Origin of the sequence: Paenibacillus periandrae (genome assembly GCF_022458865.1) — a bacterium.
Classification (GTDB): Bacteria; Bacillota; Bacilli; order Paenibacillales; family NBRC-103111; genus Paenibacillus_S; species Paenibacillus_S periandrae.
Window position 1 is genome coordinate 206,330 of the sequence record NZ_JAJNMU010000008.1, and the last position, 19,647, is coordinate 225,976.

Annotated in this window: 17 protein-coding genes and 1 pseudogene; 10 read left to right on the forward strand and 8 right to left on the reverse strand. The window is 39.5% G+C overall.

Annotated elements, in window-relative coordinates; all coding sequences use genetic code 11:
* Positions 1 to 267: 267 nt before the first annotated feature.
* Genes LRL21_RS15225 through LRL21_RS15240 form a run of 4 tightly spaced genes read left to right on the forward strand, consistent with a single transcriptional unit; the run spans position 268 to position 1,567 of the window.
* Positions 268 to 663, forward strand: a complete 396-nt coding sequence (locus LRL21_RS15225) for a hypothetical protein (RefSeq protein WP_240416651.1) — start codon at positions 268 to 270, stop codon at positions 661 to 663.
* Between the two features lie 25 nt (positions 664 to 688).
* Positions 689 to 901 carry a hypothetical protein gene (locus tag LRL21_RS15230; protein WP_240416652.1) on the forward strand — a complete coding sequence of 71 codons (213 nt, stop codon included), beginning with the start codon at positions 689 to 691 and terminating at the stop codon, positions 899 to 901.
* A 58-nt stretch (positions 902 to 959) separates the two neighbouring features.
* Positions 960 to 1,304: a hypothetical protein gene (locus LRL21_RS15235; protein WP_240416653.1), complete on the forward strand. Its 345-nt coding sequence runs from the start codon at positions 960 to 962 to the stop codon at positions 1,302 to 1,304.
* Complete coding sequence (locus LRL21_RS15240) at positions 1,301 to 1,567, forward strand: hypothetical protein (RefSeq protein WP_240416654.1); 267 nt, start codon at positions 1,301 to 1,303, stop codon at positions 1,565 to 1,567. The genes LRL21_RS15235 and LRL21_RS15240 overlap by 4 nt, the downstream gene beginning before the upstream one ends.
* Positions 1,568 to 1,664: 97 nt before the next feature.
* Here LRL21_RS15240 and LRL21_RS15245 read toward each other — a convergent pair whose 3' ends face one another.
* Positions 1,665 to 2,948: an RES family NAD+ phosphorylase gene (locus LRL21_RS15245; protein WP_240416655.1), complete on the reverse strand. Its 1,284-nt coding sequence runs from the start codon at positions 2,946 to 2,948 to the stop codon at positions 1,665 to 1,667.
* A 617-nt stretch (positions 2,949 to 3,565) separates the two neighbouring features.
* Here LRL21_RS15245 and LRL21_RS15250 point away from each other — a divergent pair.
* The 3 genes from LRL21_RS15250 (at position 3,566) to LRL21_RS15260 (ending at position 5,846) form a co-directional block, all read left to right on the forward strand.
* Positions 3,566 to 4,006 carry a PH domain-containing protein gene (locus LRL21_RS15250; RefSeq protein WP_240416781.1) on the forward strand — a complete coding sequence of 147 codons (441 nt, stop codon included), beginning with the start codon at positions 3,566 to 3,568 and terminating at the stop codon, positions 4,004 to 4,006.
* Between the two features lie 181 nt (positions 4,007 to 4,187).
* Positions 4,188 to 5,441 (forward strand): PH domain-containing protein, encoded by a 1,254-nt coding sequence (locus LRL21_RS15255; protein WP_240416782.1) that lies wholly within the window; start codon positions 4,188 to 4,190, stop codon positions 5,439 to 5,441.
* Between the two features lie 162 nt (positions 5,442 to 5,603).
* Positions 5,604 to 5,846, forward strand: coding sequence for a hypothetical protein (locus LRL21_RS15260; protein WP_240416656.1), 243 nt, complete (start codon positions 5,604 to 5,606; stop codon positions 5,844 to 5,846).
* Positions 5,847 to 5,995: 149 nt separating this feature from the next.
* On the opposite strand, the gene tnpB (LRL21_RS15265) is transcribed toward LRL21_RS15260, so the two are convergent.
* The 5 genes from tnpB (LRL21_RS15265) to LRL21_RS15285 form a co-directional block, all read right to left on the reverse strand.
* Positions 5,996 to 7,084 carry an IS200/IS605 family element RNA-guided endonuclease TnpB gene (gene tnpB / locus LRL21_RS15265; protein ID WP_240416657.1) on the reverse strand — a complete coding sequence of 363 codons (1,089 nt, stop codon included), beginning with the start codon at positions 7,082 to 7,084 and terminating at the stop codon, positions 5,996 to 5,998.
* A gap of 944 nt (positions 7,085 to 8,028) precedes the next feature.
* Positions 8,029 to 9,030, reverse strand: a complete 1,002-nt coding sequence (locus tag LRL21_RS15270; RefSeq protein ID WP_240416658.1) for a hypothetical protein — start codon at positions 9,028 to 9,030, stop codon at positions 8,029 to 8,031.
* A gap of 772 nt (positions 9,031 to 9,802) precedes the next feature.
* A complete protein-coding gene (locus LRL21_RS15275) occupies positions 9,803 to 10,339 on the reverse strand; it encodes a dihydrofolate reductase family protein (protein WP_240416659.1) in 537 nt (178 codons plus the stop codon).
* 274 nt (positions 10,340 to 10,613) lie between these two features.
* On the reverse strand, positions 10,614 to 10,829 hold the full coding sequence (locus tag LRL21_RS15280; RefSeq protein ID WP_240416660.1) for a hypothetical protein: 216 nt from the start codon (positions 10,827 to 10,829) through the stop codon (positions 10,614 to 10,616).
* Between the two features lie 546 nt (positions 10,830 to 11,375).
* Positions 11,376 to 12,737: a replication-relaxation family protein gene (locus tag LRL21_RS15285; RefSeq protein ID WP_240416661.1), complete on the reverse strand. Its 1,362-nt coding sequence runs from the start codon at positions 12,735 to 12,737 to the stop codon at positions 11,376 to 11,378.
* A gap of 1,621 nt (positions 12,738 to 14,358) precedes the next feature.
* Between LRL21_RS15285 and tnpB (LRL21_RS15290) the strand changes: the two are divergent.
* Positions 14,359 to 15,441 (forward strand): annotated as a pseudogene (gene tnpB, locus LRL21_RS15290) (IS200/IS605 family element RNA-guided endonuclease TnpB).
* A gap of 527 nt (positions 15,442 to 15,968) precedes the next feature.
* Here tnpB (LRL21_RS15290) and LRL21_RS15295 read toward each other — a convergent pair.
* Together LRL21_RS15295 and LRL21_RS15300 are read right to left on the reverse strand one after the other, a co-directional pair.
* The gene (locus tag LRL21_RS15295) at positions 15,969 to 16,439 is read right to left on the reverse strand and encodes a hypothetical protein (RefSeq protein WP_240416662.1); all 471 of its coding nucleotides are present in this window, start codon (positions 16,437 to 16,439) and stop codon (positions 15,969 to 15,971) included.
* A 55-nt stretch (positions 16,440 to 16,494) separates the two neighbouring features.
* A complete protein-coding gene (locus LRL21_RS15300; RefSeq protein WP_240416663.1) occupies positions 16,495 to 17,700 on the reverse strand; it encodes a ParM/StbA family protein in 1,206 nt (401 codons plus the stop codon).
* A gap of 868 nt (positions 17,701 to 18,568) precedes the next feature.
* Here LRL21_RS15300 and LRL21_RS15305 point away from each other — a divergent pair.
* Both LRL21_RS15305 and LRL21_RS15310 read left to right on the forward strand, forming a co-directional pair.
* Entirely contained in the window at positions 18,569 to 19,276 is a 708-nt protein-coding gene (locus LRL21_RS15305; protein ID WP_240416664.1) for a translation initiation factor IF-2, read from the forward strand.
* A gap of 147 nt (positions 19,277 to 19,423) precedes the next feature.
* Positions 19,424 to 19,636 (forward strand): helix-turn-helix domain-containing protein, encoded by a 213-nt coding sequence (locus LRL21_RS15310; RefSeq protein WP_240416665.1) that lies wholly within the window; start codon positions 19,424 to 19,426, stop codon positions 19,634 to 19,636.
* The last annotated feature ends 11 nt before the right edge of the window (positions 19,637 to 19,647 follow it).

Consider the following 19,647-nt stretch of genomic DNA (forward strand, 5'->3'; position numbering starts at 1 on the left):
TCCCTTCTACAGTCAACCCGCTCTATGTATATTGTTTTCCAATTCCGAAATCAATTTCAAGTATCTTTTACGCATGAGGAAAGCAATCAAGGAGCGGGGCCAGATGGAGATCGATAGCAGACTGCAATTTCAATAATATATTCTGAACATCCACCCACCAGGTGGTGTATTCCATTGAGATACCCTGATCGCCGCGCACTACTGGAAGTAAACAGGGCATGGTAGGATGAAAAAGAGGAAGTTTGCCTATAGGGGGAATGAGCGGCCATGAGTATGTCAACGGTCGAGATGATAGGAACGCTCCAAGAGGGACAGGTTGCCCGCCTCCTTATGGACCATGGCCGAATCACTGTTATTCGTAAAGGACACGGATTTTTCTATAAGGACCATCCGTACCTTGAACCGGAGGGAACGCATCTGGTACTGAATATCGGTACGATGGAGGCTTTGTGGGTTCTGGAGGAACCCACGGTACCCGCTTATGTTGATTCTGGTGTCGCGTTGCGGACGTTGTTGCAAGATATTGAGGTGCAAGCGACTTTTAACGATCAGACCATCACAGTTTCCAAGCGTACTAAGATTGAGGAGTTGCTGCAGCTCTCCGATGAACTGCGGATTGAGGATCTCTGGCTTGAAGTTAAGTGGTCCCTTTCTCTAAACTAGCATCTTTTCGAAAGGGGATTTGAATATGGAAGACCAATGTTGCGACTGTGGGACGACGGAAAATGTTAAGACGTACCGTGCTCTTCCTCCTTTCTTGGGATGGTATAACATTCCCGATCCAAGAGTGTATTGCGATCCGTGTTTGGCGGCCTTAAAAGGAAGAAACATGAAAGAACTGGGACGGGCTTTTGTCATCTTACCAACATCACCAGAAGATGCCGAGCAGGTACTGGAATAAATGTTGTGGAAGAAGCGGGTTCGGTAATCTGAATCATTCACAAAAAGGAGGCAAATCGATGAAGATCAATGACAAGGGTCTTATTTGTAAGGAAATAACGGACGGATCCGTTACCATAATTGGAGAGGCGTCGTTATCTGAGGAAGAAGCTGTCGCGATATTGACATCCATGCCCTCAAGGGAGGTACATAGACTTGTCTTTGGAAGCACTGGCGCCGGATACGAGTGGAAAACCCTTCAGATCTGGGCGGAAAGGGAGTTTGGGATCGAATGTTCCGAAAGTCACAAAAAGGACCTTTCGTTATATACATTCGATATAGCTTGTGAGAAACTTGGGCTTATCCAAGGTGACGAGGAAAACTTCCATAGCCATATCGAGTATGCAGAAGGAGACAACAAATGAGGAAACGCCAACGGAAAAAGAATTCGAAGAAGTATTTACCGATCATCGTTGACGAATTCCCACTTCTATTAATGACGGATGAGGAAAGACTGGATGCGCAGCGGCAATACGAGGCATATCGGCAGCGTTATGCTTTTCGTAAACGATATAAAGACCTGAAAAACAACAGAATGCTCCGCGTCTACTATCCATCGAGCAAATCCTTCCAACAATCCATGAATAGGTTTAATAGACTAATGAGAGAAGTAATCGGAGCCTTATAGGAATAATTGAGGAGCGGGAACCCGCTCCTTTTTTCTTTCCAATGGCCGATCAGTCAAAGATAGATTGCGGATTGTCAATTCACGACCTACATTTGGCCTAAAAAAAGTCCGTAGGGGATCGTTTTGTAAATTGAGGGATCTCCTCCAGGGTAATCGTGAACTGAGGTGCATAACAGATGACATCTCTGACCTGGATGTCAACTCCCGGTTCGATATTAAACAACGCGTAGTTGGTATATGTTAATTCCTTATCGTGCACACCCTCATACCGTACTCCATGATATCCAATAAAACTGCAGCAGGTCCCGATGAAATTAGGTAGTAGATAGGCTTGTTTGAGAATCTTGGTTTCTTCGTTCATTTCGTTGAAGAAGCCTTGAAAAGTAGGATCAAATGAACCGAGATCAAACAAATGGAGCTCCTTTCTAAGAATCTGGAACTCTCCAATATCAAGGACATCCTCATGTGTAGGATGGATTTCATATGGAATGGCATCGAGACGATCCGCGACATATAGAACCGGTACACCTATACTGTTATATCGACCGTGTTGAGGATGACCTTGGGGTGGTGCCCACATTTGTTCCTTTGTTAGGACGGTGGGCGTATCCCGCTTGCGGGTGCGGCCGCGGTATAAGGTGCCAACCTTTGGTGTCAAGAGGGAAAAGTCTCTTGCCTCAAAATGTTTCTCCAATGTTTGATAAATGGCCTTGCCAACCGGATGTTTTAAGGCGAGCATCGGATATCGACTAAGGTATGTTCTGAAATTGTTCAGATCATCCTTCTCTATCGTTACTCCATAAGACTGACTGAACGCACAAAACTCCTCATACTGAAATCCCCAGTAATCCGCGACATCCCGCTTCGTATAAATATCGTCATCAATCTCAAAAATGCCTCTGTTTGAATTGTCATTATTATACGCGTCCCTACCATGACCACAAGGGCATTGGATATGTGTGCATAGCAGTTGGTATAACTCTTCGGGGACATCTTTATCAAAAAAGTACTCACTCAGGGTTATACCTTCAGGTTGTTCCATTCTAGAGCTTGGATCATGGGGGTCATTGTTAAAGGCGTGTACGAAATGGCCGCGCTCTTCTCCTTCACAATATGTACAACCACCGATATCAGCTCCTACTTGATCAGCGATATCATTAAGGATGTCATCCTCTATAGTTAGGATGAAGTAAGAATCCTCCTCGATGATGTCTTCGTTGCAGCATGTGCAGGATAGTTTCTCTTTCCCTTCCTTTGTGATTACATGGCAACCATCAATTTTACCGAGAAGATCATGCCCATATTTTCCCGAAAAATCGAAGAACAGCGAACCACAACTGAAACAGAGGGTTGTCTCGTTTAAATCTGTAATTACATGCACGATGTTCAACTCCTAATTGATTTATATCTTTTCCTGCTTCAGATCCTAAACTGAAGCGGGATTGATTTATACGAGAACTTTTGACTCAGTAATGATTATATAACAAACCGGCTTCTTGTGGTTCTAATTATATGACTCATAAACATGGGGTCGGAGCGAGATAGAGTATGAGCAAGGAAATTCATTGTTCTGAATTAAAAACGTGTTTACGGTTTAGAATATGCAGGATTATTGAATGAATAGATCCCCTCCTTCCCTTTCCTCTAAATTGGGTAGTGATAGATTTACCGTATGTCTATTCTGCCAGAGATTCACGGAACGGTGATCTAACGGCTCCAGTTATTTTATGCAACGGCTCCACAACTTTTTTTGATTATGTAAAAACAAACAAATATCCATATAAAATGCTCGATATTACGGGGTAAATACTTTCATTTATCTACAAATATCCATGGACTACTGGATGTATATTTAATCTGATAAGATACAAAGTGCCAGTATCCCTTATTTTCATGCACAGGGACTCTTCTTTTCAAATACATTACATAAAGGAGTGTTAAATGTTCCCTTATAAGTCTTTGCATTCAGACGTAGTCCTTTATTGGCGAGTTCGTCAAATGATTTTTTTCGTTATTTTCTTGGTCATCTCATGTTTTCCATCAATTCTTTATTTAGTATGGCTGAGCACATGGTACTGGCTTCTGATATTAACCTTAATACTGGTGATTATCACGATCACATATAGTGGTTTCATCATCATTAGGGGTGTACATATTCGGTACACGCGGCGAGGATACCTAATTTCAGAAGATGACATACGAATTCGGTATGGTAGTATTTGGACCGAGTGCTCGACTGTCATTCCAATGAATCGTCTCCAGCACGTTGATAAAGAGCAAGGGGTCATCGCTCGGCATTATGATCTGGTTGCCCTCACCTTTTATACAGCTGGCAATGTGCATGAGTTAGAAGGTCTCAGAGAAGATGAAGCAAACCAAATCCGAGAACGCGTCATCAGCCTTGCGAAGTTAGATGGAGGCGATGCTTATTGTGATTAGACATCATCATCCTATCACGATATTATACCGGCTGAATCGAAAAGTTAGAGGTATTATTATCCCCAGTGCCTTTCTTATTTTTAACGAGATTCGAGTAGACACAGGTCATCAACCGTATTGGATCTATTTGATTGCAGTCGCAATTACATTTGTTATCTGTTCTTGGGCTATCCTTTCCTGGATGAAGGATACATATCAGGTGGATAGTGATGCTTTACATTTAAGAAAAGGTGTTTTTACTAAAACGGAGCGGGTCCTACCGATATCTAGAATAAACACGTTGGATTTAAAGCAAAATTATGTGTACAAGCTTTTATCCATCGCGAAGATTGAAATTCGAACCGCAGATTCCAATGATCATTCTGTTGCTACCCTTGTTGTCTCTTTGCGCAAAGCGAAAGAAATTGAGATGTACGTGAAATCAGACCTATATTTAGAGATGAAGGTTGAGAACAAGCCCCTATTCACGACATTGCCAAAGATGAAAGAAATATGGATGATGGCGATTTCATTGAAAACCTTCTGGTTAGGGGTACCGGTTAGCATGACCCTTATGCAATATGTCTTCCAATGGGTATCTAGAAGTGAGCCAGAGCCTAGTGTCAGTATGTTGTCGATGATTCAAGGTAGCTTATGGGCAAACATTGATATGCTCTCCTTTGTCTTCTCATTGGGTATTTTATTGGGAAGTACAATCATTGTATCGTGGATTTTCTCTTTTGTAGTGGTAAGTCTAAAATACTATGGTTGGCAGGTAAAGAGGAATGCATCATTTCTTACGATTCATTACGGATTGTTTGAGTCACGAATCGTAAGGCTGCATGTAAGTAAGATCCAATCGATTCGAATCAAGGAACCCTTTATCTGTCGCATATTTGGCTATGCCTTTGTTTGGATCGATTGTGTTGGTTTTGAAGGAGAAAGAAAGATTAAGATGTTGCTTCCTGCGATGAAGAAGCGAGATATACCTCAAGTTTTGCAGGAGATTCTTCCGGAGTTTACATTACCCGATACAAGTTGTTACCCTCTCCATAGAGACGGGAAGCTGCTTGCAGCAACACGAGTAAGCATCCCTTTATTCCTCAGCATATTATTTGCCGCGTTTTGGTACCACCCGATTTTGTACACTACGATAATTCCGATTACAATCGCTCTAATGAATCTATACGCATATAACCGGAGTGGCTGGATGCTTTACAAAAACCATCTAGTCATCTCGAAAGGTGGGTTAACGCAATCGACAGTCTATGTGCTTCGAAACTCAATTCAATCTATATCTATTAGTCAACACTCGATTCAGAAGAGATTGGGCTACAGTAAACTGTATATCGACATTGACTCCCCTTCAAGATGGAGTGAATACCGGATCGTAGGTATTCCGATAAGCCATCACTTAAAGATTCGCGGTTGGTATGAGAACCGCTTTGGCCAATAAGGGTAATGCTAGAAAGAAAGTATGTTGTGTGTCTTATTTTACCCTATTCGTGTCTATCTCCATCTCCATTAGGTATAAGAGCGGGACACGATTCTTTGTGTCGCAATCTCCATTTGTTGCGGCAAGAATAATAGTATTAACAAAAGAAGGGTGATTCCTAATATGAAAATGGAAAGAGAAGATTATCTCATTGTCTTTAAAGGAGTCGGTGAATTAGATTTTACCCAATTAAACGTTTCTGATAATGCCAAGAGGCTTTTGTATTTCATTGGAACTTTTGTTAAACCGCAAGATATGAGTGGAAAGGTATACTCGTTCACAGTAGCCGATCTTGCTGATAATGGTTATGAAAATCTGGATACTATAAGGGAGCGTTTGAAGGAATTACATACAAGCCTGCCTTAGTATTAGAGAAGAGCTTGAACATTCCCACCACTTAGCTACCGCTTGAAGTGTGGGATTCTTGGGTAAACGAACCTTTGGATTCGAATTGTGCCTATTCATACGAAGGGCACACCAAGCGAAAACTGTGGTTCCCACAGCTCAAAGAGTGGCTACACCGCCACTCTTTTTATATTTTCTGCGGCATTCGCATCTCGATCATGGATGGTTTTGCAGGATGGACATGCCCACTGCCGCACGGAGAGATTCTTGACTTCTTGATGGATATAACCGCATACATGACACGTTTGACTCGTTGGTGCAAACGGATCGGCATGTTTCAAAGTACGTCCATACCATTCCGATTTATAGGTAAGTTGGCGTTCAAATTCACTCCAGGACGCATCGGCGATGGATTTGGCCAACTTGTGGCTTTTAAGCATGTTTGCGACTTGCAGGCTTTCGATACTGATCGTTTGGTTTTCACGAATCAGTTTTGTTGAAAGCTGATGCAAAAAATTCTGACTTGTGTTGGCAATTCTTTCATGAATCCGAGCCACTTTACGTTTGGCTTTCTGCCAATTCGAACCGCCTTTCGTGCGGCGAGCTAAGCGGCGTTGCCAAAAAGCTAATTGTTGCTCGTATTTACGAAATACCTTGGGATTGGCAACCCGTAAGCCATCCGAACAGACGGCAAACTCCTTCAGTCCAAGGTCAACCCCAATATGCTTGTCGATAGGCGGCAAGGGTTCTACCTCAACCTCACAGATGATGGAAACAAAATATTTGCCTGCCGCATTACGACGCACGGTAGCCGAAAGTATGCGTCCATCACAAGCTCTGGAGTTGGCAAAACGAATCCATCCAAGCTTCGGTAGTTTGATTTTAGTTCCATCGATAGCAATATTGCCATTGGTGGTTTTGGTTGTATAACTTTGAACAGGTTTTTTGCGACTTTTAAAACGTGGAGCTTTGTTCTTCGTTTTAAAGAAACGATCAAAGCTGTCTGCCACGTTACGAACGGAGGATTGCAGAGCAATGCTGTCCACCGATTTCAGCCATTCATAAGAGCCTTTAAGGGCAGGAAGTTGTGTGGCACAGGTGTAATAGGACAAGCCCTTTCCTGTTACCGTATAGGTATCATTCCACAACTTTAAGAAGTGGTTGAACACGAAACGACAACAACCAAACATCTGATGGATGGATTGCTGTTGTCCCTTCGATGGATAGATACGATATTTGTAAGCTTTATGAATCAGCATACCACACAACCTCCTTTCGAATTGAATGTAAGTACATTATAGCACATACGTTCGGGATGAATGCGGAATAGCACGATTCATCCCCATTTAGCGAAGTAGGGGTGTTCTCGTTATTTATTGATAAAAAAAGCTTTTCTAGTTTTAATTAGTACTTCACATGTATATACAGATGGACGGTTTGAAATAGTACTCTCTCGTTTTTTCAACCTAATGGGGGATTGTCAGAACTTTTCTTGTAGACTTATTAAATGGTTAATAATCCGTGTGGCGAATATAAAGGAATGTATATGTGAGGATCTATATTGGCCATTCATCTGTTCATTGATTAAAATGGGAAATTTATAAACATGCTTAAAATACAACCCGCTCTTCCGCGATTCGGAGAAGAAGCGGGTTGTTTTAATTTAATGACCTAATAGGCATGTAAGAGTTCAAGATCTATAAAATCTTTTACTAAATGGAGGGCGTTCCATTTCAAAATCTAAATAGTTTTCGTCTAATAATCCTCTAATAAAACGTGATTCTATTCGATTAATTCCGCCCATATGAACGGGGATTAATAAACTGTTCGAGTATTTGGGAACTTTGGTCCATGAAAAATGGAACTTTATTTACACCCGATTATGGCTAAAATGTGTAAGCTTTCTAGCCTGCAGACCCACAGAATTAAATGAATTAGTTTCCCTTTATAGATCGTGGATCTTAGGGGCTCTTCTACTCTTGTAATGCTAACCTTCGATCTACTATTTTAATCCATATTCGAGAATTAAAACTTTTTATTAATCATGCTAACGGTCAAATAACCTTAGAAGGCATATTCTCTCCCTTCATCAAGGATATATACTTTGATTCTAATTAGGTCATCCTTCAAACACTAAATTAACGTCTCATGCATATATACAAAATGAACTATTTATGCAATTACAATTAATTAATGATAAAATTTAAATGTAACCACTATCCTGCTTTCTTTGTAATATAGCGGCAGAGCGGGCTAAAAGTGATGGTGGTATATCTATAGATACAGGTGTTTCTTGTTTCTCAGGGAAGTAATAGTCTTTAATTACTGACACGTGCATGATCCATATGGAACCAGATTGCCGAAGAAGGCCCATTTCTTGATATTTGTCCAATAGTCCGCGATGAATGTCTTTACGAATTCTCCCAGGCACAAAGTTGAAGCGGGTCTCGATCTCACTTGCAGTCATAACCCGCTCAATTGTAGTCTTGCAATTATGGCAAAGAGTAAAGTGTCCAAGGAGGATAGGCAACCCAACTGCTCTAATCCAACCATTACATTGTGAGCATCTGAAGGGATGGATACCCCCTTGTACTGTTTTTAAACGGTGTTCATAATCATTGATTTGAGCATTCAAGCTAAACACTTGTAGGGTTGTGCCCGTGGGGGAACTTCCTAATTCATTAAAAATTCGAAGTTGATTCTGAAGCTGTTTGATATGATTTTCCATCTCATCAACCCATGAAGTTTCAAGGTGTCTTCTGCTGCGACCTGCATGATAGAAGAGCTCAATCAATGATTCATGTACCAGCCAACATTTATTCGATTTACGAACAAGCGATGTTTTTTGCAAAAACTTAATGGCATTATTACAGTCCTGCTTTACGGTACCGGCTTTCATAGAATTACGTTCCTCCATCTCGGAAGTATTCATTACCTGAGATATTGTCCGAACGCAGTGATTGCAGAATAACTCATTATTTAATCTGACTGAGTGTTCTTCGATCGATTGATCACATTGACTGCATTTTACTTTATTAGGGATCTTTATAAGCCGCTCATAACGCATTTCCGCGTCCCTAATCATCGCATTAATGCTAAAAATGTGGTAAGGAGCATCGGGTAATTCATCTTTAAGGGTTATAATGTCTTCTTTTTTCTGATTCAAAGCGAGGATTTGTTGGTATGTACCATCAATTATAGACATAAACAGGCATCTCCAATCTTGTGGACGTTTCCGTTATTTATTATACACGCAAACGTCCAACACAATCAAAACCTACTGCAATTAATCTCCCTCTTATAAAATGAGGGAGGCACAAACCCTTGATACTACAAGGTTTCTGTTTAATTTGCTTTGAATGGAGGTTGAAAAGCTCTGAAATAAGTTTACTTCATTAAATGTGAGGGATATTAGTTTTATAGGGGACTAATTTCATTACGAGGACTGAAAGAAATTTATGATTTGCGGCTTGAAGCATTATTTTTCACAACTGCAAGGAAATGCTTTAAAGAACCCTCGGCAAAGAAATGCTTCCTAATTCATAATGAAAAAGGGATCCGCAGCAGTCCCAGATCCATTCAATTGATTGAACTATCGTTTACCGTAGCTTAATCCTCAGAAGCTCCAGCTTGAAGCCACGAAGCCTAAATTGATCATTCATATTTCGACGGCAGATTTGGCACCTTGACGACACAGCCACTTAACAAAATCAGTAGTGGAACTACGTTTTGCTGGGTCCTGTGGAGTCAATCCATCCAAACCGAAATCCTGTTCAGTTCAGCACCTCGGTCGAAAAGGTACCGTAGTAAAGGGTTACCAAGCGGTAGCCCTTCGCATTTATCTATTGTACCCGTTAGGTCAATCGTCAATTCCATAAATAACTATGTCAAGAATAAGGGATCCTCTGTCTGCCACTACAGCCGGAGAATCCCTATTAAAGTAACGTGCCCTTTAGGCCGCTGGGTCAACCGCACAACTAAGCTGGAACGTAGGTCAACCTGATCACAATCTCGCCAATTCGATCGCTTGCCACGAGGCGCAGCGGCGGCCGCGGACCGGCGAAGAACGGCTTGCCGTGACCCAGCACGACTGGATGGAGATAGAGTCGATACTCGTCAACGAGACCGAGCTCCGTTAGACTGTGGGCCAACTCCGGCCCGGCAACTTCAATCTCCCCTTCATACTGAGCCTTCAGCCCACGTATGGCCTCTGCGAGGTGGCCCTCGATCAGAGAAGCGTTCGGACCGACGGACTTTAACGTCCTCGACACCACCCACTTCGGTTTGCTTTGCCACGCCGCTGCGTATTCCCGTTCCGGCGCATCCCATTCAAAATGGTCTCCGTCCCAATACCGCATGGTCTCGTACATGCGGCGCCCGTACAGGCTGCCCGCCAGGCCGCGCACGTCGTCGATGAAATGACGGAATAGAACGGGGTCGGGCTGAAATGCCGTGTGGTCGTGGTCGACGAATCCGTCCAGAGACTGGTTCAATGCGAAAACGATCTTTGCCATGCGACTGACTCTCCTCCCTGGTTTTCTCGCACATTCATCATCAAGATTACACGTTCCATATGCAGCCTCCTTTATGTCTACATTTTATCATCCAACAGCATGTCCGGTTTCTCATGGATTGCTAATGTGCACAGTCTTTGCCTGACCGAATACAAATTTAATTTAACGAAGGATTGTAAATTAAACAATTCTGCCCGATAGTTGAATAGGCTACCAATCGCGCCGGCAGCCTATTCATGGTTGAACTAACGTTCCTCGTTACTTCAACAACAAACTATTCATCCAATTTCTTTTTTAATCTGCCTAACTCCTCTAAAGCACCTGTTGCAGAATAATAAATCATCTTTTTCTCTAAAATTTCCATTTCCTCATCTTTTGTTAACTCATCAACAGTCTTGGTACCGGTTTTCAACCAATTGAATGTGTCACTCTTGGTTTTCGAAAGCTCTTCTAATCTCTGTTTAATGTACTCAGTCACTTCAAAACTCACAATCTCACACATCCTTTTTACAATACATCTTACCATAAATCCCTTGCCAAGTTTATGAAGCTCTACTGCCAGTTAGTTGTGCGAAGTCGAATTTTCGCTTATATAGTACTTGTGGCAAGGAAATGTTTCAAATTTAGAACTTACGGCAAAGAATTGCTTCAAATAAATATTAGTTGGATTGAAAATAACCCTAAATCGTCTGAATTTAGGCAAAAAAATGATTCAATCTGTGACAAAGATGTAATTCAAGTCACATTATTAAGTTGATTCCCAAAACGAATCCTCTCTGTTTTAATGAGGATTCGTTTTTCATTTACTGGCGAAACTTTTTTTCATAAGTGCGGCTTGATGCATTATTTTGCCTAAACTGCAAGGAAATGCTTCAAAGAACTCGCGGTAAAGAATTGCTTCTAAAATCGCAATGAAGAATGGATCAGCAGCAGTCGCAGATCTCCTCTTGCATATGGCTGAAAAAACATTTTCTGGATACCCCAAGATATCTAGTGAAAGGAAAATTCAATCTTACGGGTAGATATCCTAAGGTGTCTAGTTGCAACGAAACATTAGTGGATTACCATGAATGATTGATTTATCATTCCCATCGAACCACAAATTGTTTTTTGCATCATGAAAGATTAATTTGTTAAATAGTCGCCGCATATCTAAATCTACACCTGCCCCCTTATAGGGAACTACCTCAGGATTTGTTTCATAATAATAGAGGATGGGAACAATCTCTCTTATTTGACTCGACTTCCCTATTTCCAAAGACAGGAACTTCTTATTGAAATCAATAATTCGTGCTATACCAAGACTCTCCAATCCTTCAAAGCGCTCAAACAAAAGTATCTGAATAGTTCCGTCAGGATTATTAGTGAGAATTAGATTTGGTGACCATCCTAGAGACTCTTCATCGACGGCTATTAATTTAATGAAGCTTGATGAATTGGAGCGGGTGACTGGTGGTCCACTGAAGCCGGACTCGGTCTTTAGGTAATTTTTAAGGTTAGTTCGAACTGCTGCCAGATGCATCTCACTGTTCGATTCAGCCATCGCCGCTTGTTCAAGTGTAGAGTTGTTAGAAAGTCTGAAATTAATTAATGGTGTATATTGTTCCATTTTACTCATAAATGCATTTAGAACAGAAACCCACCTAACAGTTATATAACTAGCTGATGAATGGAAAACAATTGATCGTGGAGTCTCATTCATTTCTGAAAATGAGATCCCTTCTGATATAACATCAAGATATTCCCGATAAGCTTCAAACTTATCAGCAAGCTTTTCCCCACGTTCTGTAGACATGTCAATCTCTAACCAAAAGTGATTTTGACTGTTGATTTTGAATTCACCATCAGGTCGAAAGTACCTCTTAATTTTCTTTGTTTGCTTAATTGTAGAAAATTCTCTTGAAGCGTAACGATTATCTATGAACTCATAAACAAAGCCCTTCTTTGTAGCATAATGCAACATTTGCAAATGGAAGTTAACAGATAAATCGTGATGCGCGAATCTGTCTTGTGAAGGTTTGTATAATGAATAGTCAAAATAGCCATAGTCACCATCCCAACCACTTGCCAGACTTGAAGCATGCTCTTCAATACCGTGTATCGTATATACAGTATTTAAACCTTCGACTGACAAATAGAATACCTTTTTCATGGAATGTGGAGTCTTCATAAAATTTACGATCCCTTTTTTGGTCAAATTTGAGAGGGTATTTGAAATGTATTTAATACGACCCGTATAGGTTGAGCGTCTATGATTATCGTTTATAAAACCCTCATCAGCTATTTCAGGTTGGATCATATACGTGACTTGTTCAACTGTACCACTCCGAAAGACGAACAATTTAGAAAGTACATCGATTTCAGTATTGCTCAAATAAAAAGGACCAATAATTGGCATTGCAAACACCCTCCAAACGTGCCTTGAAATATCCTACAAATTAATGCGTACCAGAGCACGTATTTATTCACGCCTTTTGGACGTAGATAATAGTACAGTTAAAACCTATCAAATTCTAATCGAGAAATCAAGGAACACAAAGGATAATTGAATTACATCCTGTGAAAACTTACATGGAATATAATATGGAAAACTATGTGGAAGCTCCACATCATATTCCACCAAGTATTCCATGACTAATTCTTCATTAAAATCCAGTCTATATTTCATTCGAAAATCCATTTGATATTCCATTGAAATTAATCTAATTTATTTTCGTTCTAATATGAAATACTGATCTATTGATATCTCTATGAGATGGTGATTAAAGAAGAATCATATTTAGATTGCTGCGATAAATAACAACCTGCAACCTATTCTTAATAACAGGAATCAATTAACTTAACATAACATAACTTAACTTAAACTAAGTTAAGTTAATTGATTATCGATATACGTCCAACATTTACAATACTGAGTAAGAGCGTTAGTGTTGGCCTGAGATCGTAAGTGCTCCAAGAATATATAAAAAAACAATATTCCGAGTCATTTGAAATTGCCTTCCCATAAACTACCTTTCTGATGAATAAGAAAAGTCAGTCCTCTTACTAGGATTAATTCAATGCAGAAAAGATGCTGATTACATTAAAATAATAGAACCAGAGTATAAAGAATAAACCAGGCAGCATGGTTTTAGAAGGCATAACCCCCCTTCTAGACATTCTTATCCTTAAGTTAATGATAAGGGGTGACAGCTAACCCATAAAGGGACAGAGCCCTGTTAAATTGATTACTGATATTCAGGTCACGCTGCCTACTGCACTTACAGACCTGCTTCAGAATATTAGGAAGCTTGTTCTGCTGCTTCTTTTGGGTATCCGCAAATTGATTAAAGGCGGCTCTCCCCCGGCCGGCCTAAACAGGATACGCTAGGACCACCACCCGGAGTAGATGAGGGGAAATTAGAAGGGCTGCTTGGCAGACTGCGCGGTATTGCTGCAGAGTATCTGCACATTGCCAATGCCCAGAAGCTGCTTGAGGCGACACTTGGAGCGGGGATGAAGCCGGGAGATATGGAGGCCAATGTTTAAGGCGCGGACAGGAAATGATCAGGTTGGCTCTTACCTGGTCTAACACTTAAAGCTAGCAGAGGATATGACGAAATTCGTTATATTCGTTGAGAGATCTTTAAAGCGCGACATAAGGTAAGGCCACACCAAGTGGTGTCAAACTGGTTTAAGCAGGAACTTGGTTTCACCACCAGTGAACATGGAATCTGCGTTTTTCTCATAGGGATGAACTTCAACTTCATTAAAGCGACCTAAACACTTGCCAAAGCCGATGGAGATTCCTAAACGTTATTCGCAGGCAAAGCTCTCCTTTTTTCACAAAGCAATAGATGGCACATCTTTAGTTTGATGCTGATTTTGAATATCTGTCCTTTACCTAGCGATACAATATAGCTTGTTCCCGTGCGGTAGTGAATGTTACGGTCTCTCTTACGTCTTGTACAAGGGATCCCGGTTCTTTTGATCTGTTCAGAAATGAAACTTTATCAATTAATAACGAGAACACCCCTACTATGTTAAGTGGGTATGCTGACTCACAAAGGTCGAAGAGACTACAGCAATCCATCCATCAGATGTTTGGTTGTTGTCGTTTCGTATTCAACCACTTCTTGAAGTTGTGGAATGATACCTATACGGCATCAGGAGAGGGCTTGTCCTACAACACCTGTGCCACACAACTTCCTGCCACTAAAGGTTCTTATGAATGGCAGAAATCGGTGGACAGCATTGCTCTACAATCCTCCGTTCGTAACGTGGCAGACATCTTTGATCGCTTCTTTAAAAAGAAAGACAAAGCTCCACGTTTTAAAAGTCGCAAAAACCCTGTTCAAAGTTTTACAACCAAAACCACCAATGGCAATATTGCTATCGATGGAACTAAAATCAAACTACCGAAGCTTGGTTGGATTCGTTTTGCCAACTCCAGTGCTTGTGATGGAAGCCTACTTGCGCTACCGTGCGTCGTAATGCGGCAGGCAAATATTTTGTTTCCATCATCTGTGAGGTTGAGGTAGAACCCTTGCCGCCTATCGACAAGCTTATTAGGGTTGACCTTGGACTCAAGGGGAGTTTGCCGTCTGTTCGGATGGCTTACGGGTTGCCAATCCCAAAGTATTTCGTAAATATGAGTAACAATTAGCTTTTTGGCAACGCCGCTTAGCTCGCCGCACGAAAGGTGGTTCGAATTGGCAGAAAGTCAAAAGTAAAGTGGCTCGGAATCATGAAAGAATTGCCAACACAAGACAGATTTTTTTGAATCAGCTCTCAACAAAACTGATTTGTGAAAACCAATCGATTCAGTATCGATAGCCTGCAAGTCGCCAACATGCTTAAAAATCAAAAGTTGGCCATATTCATTTCGGATGCGTCCTGGAGTGAATTTGAACGCCAACTTACCTATAAATCGGAGTGGTATGGACGTGCTTTGAAACATGCCGATCCGTATGCACCAACGAGTCAAACGTGACATGTATGCGGTTATATCCATCAAGAAGTCAAGAAATTTCTCCTTGCGGAAGTGGATATGCACATCCTGTAAAAGTATCCATAATCGAGATGCGAATGCCGCAGATAATATAATAAGAGTGGCGGTGTAGCGACTCTTTGAGCAGCTGTGGGAACCACAGTTTTCGCTTGGTGTTTCCTTCGTATGATTAGGCCAATACGAATCCATAGGTTCGTTTGCCCAAGAATCCCCCACTTCAAGCGTTAGCTAAGTGGTGGGAATGTTAAAAGGTGCAAAGGTGCAAATAAATAGAAATTTCGGTGTAGCCTATTTATTTGATTTTTACTATATCTTTTAAAGTCCTCAAATAGGAAATTTGATCTGAAACCGTAATCAGTCGAAATTATCTTACTACATTTCTACAGTTTTTTTTCGACTCAAACTAGTATGTAGGTGGTCTTTCTATCACTTAAAACTAGTGCTTGGTCCGGCTGAAGAACTATGTTGCCAAGCAAAGATTAGCTTTATGTTTGTAACTTTAAGACGGGAATCAAAAGAATCCGATGGAAAGGATTGTTCGTCTGCTCGGATGGTTATATTCATAATTACGGTTTATTTTGTATTTAATAAATAAAGACCTGAAAATATCAGGTCTTTTTAGAAGGAATATGCGATTTGTCATTGAGGTTTCAATCTTGTTCTATTTGCCCGTTCCAAGGCACGTTGCGTTATTGGATCGTTAACTATACTTTCCGATGAGGCAATTGTTAAATTTGCAATCGGAATTTCGTTAGAAGGTGAAGTGATTTGTATTTTGTTAACAATACCAACTGGGGTACCTTCTGGTATTAATCTCTCCGATTTAGAACTAGAATCATCAGGAGTAGATTTATTCAGTGCTTCATTTGTTGTTTCTGTGATGTCAGTTTGATTCTGTTGAATATCAGTGTTTATACGATTAAGTGCTTTTAATTTATTGTACTTGATTGCGTCTTTTAACATTTTTTCTATAAATTTATTTTGACTTAATAGGCTTTCTGAGAGCAATCGGTTAATTTCATCGATATAGTCCACTTCTTCATCGTCCGGAACACGTGAGGGAGTGAAAGTAAATCCCACTCCTCTCTTAAACTTTTTTTTCTCGCTCATAGTCTCATTCGCCTAAGGGCGACACCCTCCCTTCCATTCCCTGAAAAAAAGTAAACTAATTTACTGTCAATGTTAATTTTTCAAGATAAGAAGCGATTAGATATGCGCGGCTAGTGAAGAATTGGGCTTCAGAGATAACTTCAGCATCCGGTAATAGAAAAAATTCAATATCTTTGAAGAAGTAATAAGCAAAAAGGATTCCGCCGCCTACTAAAAAGAAATTGCTAACATTAGGTGCTTTAGTCAGCGCAAATACATTTAATTGTTTCTCGACTTCCTTAAAATAGCTTTCCATATGCTTAAGAACAGTATTTGTTACATCAACATTACGAACCCTCGCCCAGGATACCGTGAATTTCGGAGAATACTTTTTATCTTTGAGCATTTTATCCACTTCAGGAATTATTACCTGATTTAAAAATTGTTCCCGGTTTGAGTACGGTGAAACCACTTCAAGAGAATTATCCAGTAAGAATTGGCGCAACTTTTTAAATTCCTCTATGTTAGAAATCTCCTCAATCATTGCATCAATGTATGAATTGGTTCCTAATTCAATGTTGGTACTGCTCACACCATTTAGCCCGTCAGATTCGAACAAGGCAATATCTGTTGTTCCAGCGCCAAGGTCAGCAATGCAGTGATCCTCTTCATCAAATTTATTAGACATCGGAAGCTCTATCAATTTATTGTCTTTAAGGTTATTTGTTAATGCGAGTGCTGTTGTTGCACCTTCAATATTAACAAGTCCTCCAATTATATCAATAGTTACCTTTTTTTCATTATGGACACCGTCTAAAAATTCGATTACATGCTCTCCCCTAATTCTAGCAAGGAATGCTTCATCTCCAACTTCCTTATATTCTTCTATTGGCAATCCACCAGCATAATCATGGGTAATCGAAAATTCTCCTAAGTTTGCAGCTGCAACTGCTAAAGCGGTTAGTTGAGCAACAAAATGAAGTTCGCTAGATGACTTTCTTTGACCACTAGGTTGTTCCATGTCTTTTTTATCACGTGCGAAGTCACCTACATAATAGTATGTTCCGCTCAAAGCCTTAGATTGTATGTATACATGAAGTCGATCAGTATTAGAGATTTCTTTGGATTCTTTTTTTAACGGGTCTCCTACTGCATTAGCTGGTGCTACAACTGTAGGAATTGAAAAACTCTGAATATTTCCGGAATGATCAAGATATGAAACCTTAACTCGTGTGTTACCTGCATCAGAACCTGCTAATAAATGGAAAAGTGAGCTTTTCAAATGAAAAAACCTCCTATTTTTAATGGATAAATGTCAATTAACTTAACTTAACTTAAGTTAATTGTGTTAATTTAAGTTAAGGTGATTTAAGTTAAGTTAACTTAAGCTGTTACTAGTATATACCAACAAGAGGTAAGAAGCAAGGAGTTTTGAAGATAATTTATATACCCTATACGAAAAATATATTCTATAGATATATATATATTGGACGTCTTATATATTCTATACAAAAAATATAATCTATACATAATCATAATGGTAACTTTGTATATCCTATACATAATGTTAAATTCATGTTGTGATCAAAAATTTTGTGTTCTATATGCTAAATAAATCCTATACACTAAGGAATTGTAGTCATTTTATATATCCTATAACTTAAATATAATCTATACCAAAAGAGGGAAAACTAACAGCGTATATTCTATACGAATTATGTAGTCTATAAAAAAGCGTTTTAATATATTTTACATAAAAAATATAGTCTATACTATGATGTTTTTTGAGAATATCCATAAATTTAGTATATTCTATATGCAATCAATATATATAATACATTTAAATATATTTTAACATATATTCTATATGTAATATACAGACGGAAAATATATAATTCTAGTATATTCTATATGAAGAACTTCGATGTAAGTTGATAGGATATATATGATTGATAGTATTTACGATCTTGGTTATTATGTGTTGTAAATCAATTGCTTTATAGGTGAGTATTATGAAATAGGGGAATGTGAATTTGATAATACAAACAGCAAAGCCTGAATATTCTTAAAAGTATCTATTGTATAGACTATATTAATGATAAAGCTTATAATTGAACAAGGGAAATTATGTGTAGTTGGGAGATGATGATGTGGTACTAGAACGTAATCTATACACTCTTGGAAAAGCAGCAGAACATCTTGAGCGCGAGAAGGGAATCACAATCCCAATTGTAACTCTACGAAAATGGTTCGATGAGTTAGAACGTCTTAAAGTACATACGCTGCCTCGTACTGAAAATAAAAGAGAAAGAGTTTTATCACAATTAGAACTCGACATAGCAATATATATTCAAGAGTTTAGACAACAGTACGGTAGAAAAATTTCTATTGAAATAATTGCAGAAGCAGTCAAGAGCAACTTCGAAACAAATTATTATGAGCCTGTTGTACCCGTACCTGAGAGCACGGAACTAGTAAGTATGGAACAAATTCTAGAGAGAATTAATTCAGATATTGCTGATCGGATGGATTTAATACGTGAAGAGATTCGCCAGGAGTATGAGGAAAAGGAAATGAACGCGAAATTATTATTACCAGATCCAGTTAAAAAAGCTGCTGAGGATAGGATAGCCATGAGAACCTTTCAATTAAACATTTGGGATACTGAAAGGAAAATTAGAAAAGAACTTACTATTGAGGCAGAAGGTAAGTGGCATGAAAATCCCATAAAAACAGGATTTATAATAAAGAAAGAAGATATAGGCAAAAAGATGGAATTCGTTAAAAACTATGTAGAAGAACATCTGGATGATAGACTTAAACTGGCACTAGATATTAACACTAGTTCGCTTGATTGACAGTTGATTTAGAATGTTTTAGGATAAGATCATAACGTACTGTATAAATAAAACAATATATCTAATCAAAAGCGAAGCACGCTGACTAAACCCTTTTAGGGTTGGTTAGCGTTTTTTTATTAATTAATCAAAAAGGGAGTGTTTAAAATGATTGTGGATAATCCTGCAGAAAAACTAAAACTGTTAAGGTTAAGAAAAGGGTGGACCCAAGATGATCTGATAGACCAAGTTAAATCTGTGAATAGAACTGTAAGGTTGTATCAAGTTATGATTTCCCGATATGAAACAAACAAAGAACAACCAACACCAGAAATTAAACAGGCGATCCATAATGCCATTGGGGAAAAGATATGGGACTAGGGAGGTACGAG

Bases quoted from the DNA above. Each gene is read 5' to 3' on its own strand.
- LRL21_RS15275 (WP_240416659.1), bottom strand. From the start codon at position 10,339: ATGGCAAAGATCGTTTTCGCATTGAACCAGTCTCTGGACGGATTCGTC.
- LRL21_RS15240 (WP_240416654.1), top strand. From the start codon at position 1,301: ATGAGGAAACGCCAACGGAAAAAGAATTCGAAGAAGTATTTACCGATC.
- LRL21_RS15235 (WP_240416653.1), top strand. From the start codon at position 960: ATGAAGATCAATGACAAGGGTCTTATTTGTAAGGAAATAACGGACGGA.
- LRL21_RS15270 (WP_240416658.1), bottom strand. From the start codon at position 9,030: ATGTCTATAATTGATGGTACATACCAACAAATCCTCGCTTTGAATCAG.
- LRL21_RS15225 (WP_240416651.1), top strand. From the start codon at position 268: ATGAGTATGTCAACGGTCGAGATGATAGGAACGCTCCAAGAGGGACAG.
- LRL21_RS15295 (WP_240416662.1), bottom strand. From the start codon at position 16,439: ATGAGCGAGAAAAAAAAGTTTAAGAGAGGAGTGGGATTTACTTTCACT.
- LRL21_RS15310 (WP_240416665.1), top strand. From the start codon at position 19,424: ATGATTGTGGATAATCCTGCAGAAAAACTAAAACTGTTAAGGTTAAGA.
- LRL21_RS15285 (WP_240416661.1), bottom strand. From the start codon at position 12,737: ATGCCAATTATTGGTCCTTTTTATTTGAGCAATACTGAAATCGATGTA.
- LRL21_RS15230 (WP_240416652.1), top strand. From the start codon at position 689: ATGGAAGACCAATGTTGCGACTGTGGGACGACGGAAAATGTTAAGACG.
- LRL21_RS15255 (WP_240416782.1), top strand. From the start codon at position 4,188: ATGAAGGATACATATCAGGTGGATAGTGATGCTTTACATTTAAGAAAA.
- tnpB (WP_240416657.1), bottom strand. From the start codon at position 7,084: ATGCTGATTCATAAAGCTTACAAATATCGTATCTATCCATCGAAGGGA.
- LRL21_RS15250 (WP_240416781.1), top strand. From the start codon at position 3,566: ATGATTTTTTTCGTTATTTTCTTGGTCATCTCATGTTTTCCATCAATT.
- LRL21_RS15260 (WP_240416656.1), top strand. From the start codon at position 5,604: ATGAAAATGGAAAGAGAAGATTATCTCATTGTCTTTAAAGGAGTCGGT.